Annotated in this window: 5 protein-coding genes; all 5 read left to right on the top strand. The window is 71.6% G+C overall.

The annotated features are described in order from the left end of the window. A partial coding sequence (locus tag AWZ10_RS17135) for an SPFH domain-containing protein (protein WP_060891493.1) occupies positions 1-958 on the top strand: 958 nt, incomplete at its 5' end. A 111-nt stretch (positions 959-1,069) separates the two neighbouring features. Then, entirely contained in the window at positions 1,070-1,687 is a 618-nt protein-coding gene (locus AWZ10_RS17140) for a lytic polysaccharide monooxygenase auxiliary activity family 9 protein (protein ID WP_046708684.1), read from the top strand. Between the two features lie 135 nt (positions 1,688-1,822). Then, positions 1,823-2,293: a DUF3592 domain-containing protein gene (locus AWZ10_RS17145; RefSeq protein ID WP_060891494.1), complete on the top strand. Its 471-nt coding sequence runs from the start codon at positions 1,823-1,825 to the stop codon at positions 2,291-2,293. 40 nt (positions 2,294-2,333) lie between these two features. Beyond that, positions 2,334-3,980, top strand: coding sequence for a long-chain-fatty-acid--CoA ligase (locus tag AWZ10_RS17150; protein ID WP_060891495.1), 1,647 nt, complete (start codon positions 2,334-2,336; stop codon positions 3,978-3,980). A 71-nt stretch (positions 3,981-4,051) separates the two neighbouring features. Further along, positions 4,052-4,273: sensor domain-containing protein (locus AWZ10_RS17155; protein WP_208618514.1), on the top strand; the 222-nt coding region annotated here is incomplete at its 3' end.

The following is a 4,273-nucleotide window of genomic DNA, read 5'->3' on the forward strand; positions in this document are numbered from 1 at the left end:
GCCGCACGACAACCCGTACTGGCGGGCGCGCCCCGCGGTCGAGGTCGACCCCGAGCTGGTCGAGCGCCCCGCGCGGGTGGTGCCCGGGGCGCTGGGAGTGCTGGGCGGGGCGTGCGGGGTGGCCGGATGCGTGCTCACCACATGGTGGGCCGGGGTGCTGCCGGGGCTCGCGGTACGGGCGCTCGGGCTTCCGGCCGCGTACGCGGGTGCCGGACTCGGACCGGCGCAGTGGGCCGCGTACGCCGGGGCCGGGGCCCTGACACTGTTCGGGTTCGGCGGGCTGGCGCGAGGGCGGACCGGGCGGGCCTGGGTGCTGGGACTGTTCGGGCGGTACCGGGGGACCGTCCGCCGTACCGGGCTGCTCTGGGTGAACCCGCTCGTACTGCGCCGCCGGGTCGACGTACGGCTGCGGCACTGGCGGAGCGAGCCGATGGCGGCCGTCGACACGAACGGGGTCGCGCTGCGGGTCGTGGTCCTCGTGGCGTGGCGGGTCAGGGACACCGCGCGGGCGTTGCTCGGGATCGAGGACCACGAGCGGTATCTGCGCGAATGCGTGGAGGCGGCGGTCTCCCGGGTGCTGGCACAGCTGCCCGCGGACGTGCCGCCGGGCGCGCTGGTCAGGGACGCGACCCTGCGGAACACGGAGGCGGTGGGCGAGGCGCTGACCCGGCTGGTCGTGGCGGACACGGCGCCGGTCGGGATGGAGGTGTTCTCGGTCCAGCCGACCCGGATCGAGTACGCGCCCGAGGTGGCCGCCGTGATGCAGCGCCGCCGGATCGCCGCGCTCGACGCCCAGCACCGCGACACCGTCCTCACCTCGGTCGTCGACTCGGTCGAGGACACGGTGACCCGGCTGACCCTGCGCGGCCTGGTCGAACTGGACGACTACGAACGCAAGGCGCTGGTCAAGGACTTGACGGTGGCGTTCTACACAGGGCGGCGTGAAGTGTCCTCGTGAACCCCTGAATCGGTAGGGACGTCGTTGATATGGACACGGCCATGAGCCGCTCATAATCTGGGACTTGGTCTAGACCTGGAAACACCCCCACGTACTCCAGGGAGCGGCAGCATGCTCAATCACGCGCGGAACAGGACCAAGTGGTACGCGGTCACCGTCGGCCTGGCCACCACCGGAGCGCTCGTGCTCTCCAGTGGTGGCGCCACCGGCCACGGCTACACCGACCTCCCCGTCAGCCGGCAGAAGCTCTGTCAGAACGGCACCGTCACCAACTGCGGCGACATCCAGTGGGAGCCGCAGAGCGTCGAGGGTCCGAAGGGCTTCCCGGGCTCAGGGCCGGCTGACGGGGGGCTCTGCTCCGGTGGCAACAGCAGGTTCGGCCAGCTCGACGCGTCCAGCAGGCCGGGCGGCGGCGCCTGGCCCACCACCAGGGTGACGGGCGGCCAGAACTACACGTTCCGCTGGCAGTTCACCGCCATGCACGCCACCACCGACTTCAAGTACTACGTCACCAGGGCGGGCTGGAATCAGAACCACGCCCTGGCCCGCTCCGACCTCAACCTCACTCCGTTCTTCACCGTCCCGTACAACGGCCAGCGCCCGCCGTCCACGCTCTCCCACACGGGCCGTCTGCCGTCCGGGCTGAGCGGCCACCATGTGATCCTCGCGGTCTGGACGGTCGCGGACACCACCAACGCGTTCTACGCCTGCTCGGACGTCACCTTCTGACGTCACCTTCTGAGCGTCGGCGCCACCCGGCCCCGCGAGTTCTGAGCATCCCTTGAGCTGCGCGGGGCCCCCACGCGGGTACGTTCCCCACACACCGCCGACCAGGGCGTTGGCCGAACTCCGGGGGAACGCACCATGGACGTCTTCTTCTACCTCATTCCCGTGGTCATGATGACCTTCATCGGCTTCATGGCGTACCGGGTGCTGATCCGCTGGCTGCGCATCAGAAGCGCCTGGAACAGCGGGCTGACGGCCGAGGCGCGCTGCCTGAAGACGTTCATGACCGTCAGCGAGAGCATGGGTGAGCACAGCCGTGTGAGGACGACCATCCACCACGTGTACGAGTTCAAGACCCATGACGGCCAGGCCATCCGCTTCGAGGAGGAGGACGGTCCGATGACGACGGTCGAGGGTGACTTCGTCACCGTGTACTACACCGACGGCCCCCACGTGGTCGCCACGGCCCACGCGCCCGGCCAGCGGGTCAAGCAGGCCGCGGCCGGCCTCGGACTCCTGGCCTTCCTCGGGGTGGCCTTCGCGTTCTGCGTCTTCTTCATGGTCACCTTCCACCGGTTCTCCACGGACCCCTCGTTCCCGACGCCGTGACCCTCCTCAACTGACGGTCCGTCAACTAACGTGCGGCGACATGGAGTCCACTAGGCGCACGGTCGCACAGCTCGTCGCCGACCGGTGGGACGACCACCGGCCCGGGCTGTGGTTCGAGGAACAGGTCCTGACCCACCACGAGGTCGCCGCCGGAGCCGCCGCCCGTGCGGCACTGCTCGCCGACCTCCTGCCACCGGCCGCCGAACCGCACATCGGCGTCCTCCTCGACAACACCCCCGAATTTCCCCTGTGGTTGAGCGCGGCGGCCCTCGCGGGCGCCGCCGTCGCCGGGATCAACCCCACCCGCAGGGGACCCGAACTGGCCCGCGACATCCTGCACACCGAGTGCCGGGTACTGATCACGGAACGGGCCCACCTACCGCTTCTCGATGGTCTCGAACTCCCGGGTGTGCACGTACTGGTGACGGAGACCCAGTCCTACTCCGACCTCCTCGCCCCGTACGCCGGGGCCGCACCCGACCCGAGCCGGGCCGCCCCCGCCGACCGGCTCCTCCTCTACTTCACCTCCGGTTCCACCGGCGCCCCCAAGGCTGCGATCTGCTCCCAGGGACGGCTCGCCGCGGCCGGACGGGCGCTGGTGGACCGCTTCGGGGTGCGGCGGGACGACGTGCACTACATCTGCATGCCGCTGTTCCACGGCAACGCGGTCATCGCCGACTGGGCCCCCGCCCTGGTCGCCGGGGCCGGCATCGCGCTGCGGCGCCGGTTCTCCGCCTCCGGCTTCCTGGACGACGTACGGGCGTGCGGGGCCACGTACTTCACCTACGTCGGACGGGCCGTGCAGTACGTCCTCGCCACCGAGCCCCGCCCCGACGACCGCGACAACCCCCTGCGCATGGGCTTCGGCACGGAGGCGGGGGCGGTGGACGCGGCGGCGTTCGAGGAGCGGTTCGGGGTGCGTCTCGTGGAGGGGTACGGGTCGTCCGAGGGCGGGGCGGCGATCCAGCGGACGCCCGGGGCGCCCCCGGGCGCGATCGGGCGGGCGGCACCCGGCGACGACCTCGCGGTGGTCGACCCGCGGACGCGGAAGGAGTGCCCGCCGGCCCTCCACGCCGACGACGGGCGTCTGCTCAACGGCTCCGAGGCGATAGGCGAGTTGGTCAACCGCGGTCCCAACCCCTTCGAGGGCTACTGGCGCAACCCCGAGGCGGACGCCGCCCGCCGTCACGACGGCTGGTACTGGACCGGCGACCTCTTCTACCGCGACACCGGCGGCTTCCTCTATTTCGCCGGCCGCACCGACGACCGCCTCCGCGTCGACAGCGAGAACCTCGCCGCCGCCGTCATCGAGAACATCCTCGCCCGCTACGAGGGCGCCGAGGCCGTCGCCGTCTACGCGGTCCCCGACCCGGTCGCCGGGGACCAGGTCATGGCGACCATCGCGGGCGCCTTCGACCCGGACGGCTTCGCGGAGTTCCTCGTCTCCCAGCCCGACCTGGGCACGAAGATGACCCCCCGCTTCGTACGCGTCGTCCCGTCCATGCCCGTCACCGCCACCAACAAGATCCAACGCGCCGCCCTCCGCCGCGAGGGTTTCCGCTGCCCGGACCCGGTCTGGTGGCGCCCGCCGGGAAAATGGGCGTACCGCAAGTTCTCCGCCGTGGATCTGGCGCGCCTGGTGACGGAGTACCGGGCGCGGGGACGGGAGGAGCTGCTGAGAAGGTAGGGCTGGGCATACCTCCGGAACACCCCTTGCGCGTATGGCCGGTGCCCACCGCTCCCGCCTACCGTGACTCCATGATCCGAACGGTCGTACGGGATGTGGCGCGGGCGGTGGCCTACCTGCTGAGCGGTGTGCTGGTCGGCGGCCCCCTGCTGGTGGTGCTCCTGGTCCTGGGCACCCTGGGTCTCGCCCTGGCCCCGGTCCTCGTGGGCCTGCCGCTGCTCGCCGTGACCGTCCTGTCGGGCATCCCCGTCGGCGCGCTCGAACGGCGGCGGCTGGCCCTCACCGGCGCCCCG

Source organism: Streptomyces europaeiscabiei (genome assembly GCF_001550375.1).
Taxonomy (GTDB): Bacteria; Actinomycetota; Actinomycetes; order Streptomycetales; family Streptomycetaceae; genus Streptomyces; species Streptomyces europaeiscabiei.

Excerpts from the sequence above, each read along its gene's own strand:
- AWZ10_RS17140 (WP_046708684.1), top strand. The coding sequence starts at position 1,070 with ATGCTCAATCACGCGCGGAACAGGACCAAGTGGTACGCGGTCACCGTC.
- AWZ10_RS17145 (WP_060891494.1), top strand. The coding sequence starts at position 1,823 with ATGGACGTCTTCTTCTACCTCATTCCCGTGGTCATGATGACCTTCATC.
- AWZ10_RS17150 (WP_060891495.1), top strand. The coding sequence starts at position 2,334 with ATGGAGTCCACTAGGCGCACGGTCGCACAGCTCGTCGCCGACCGGTGG.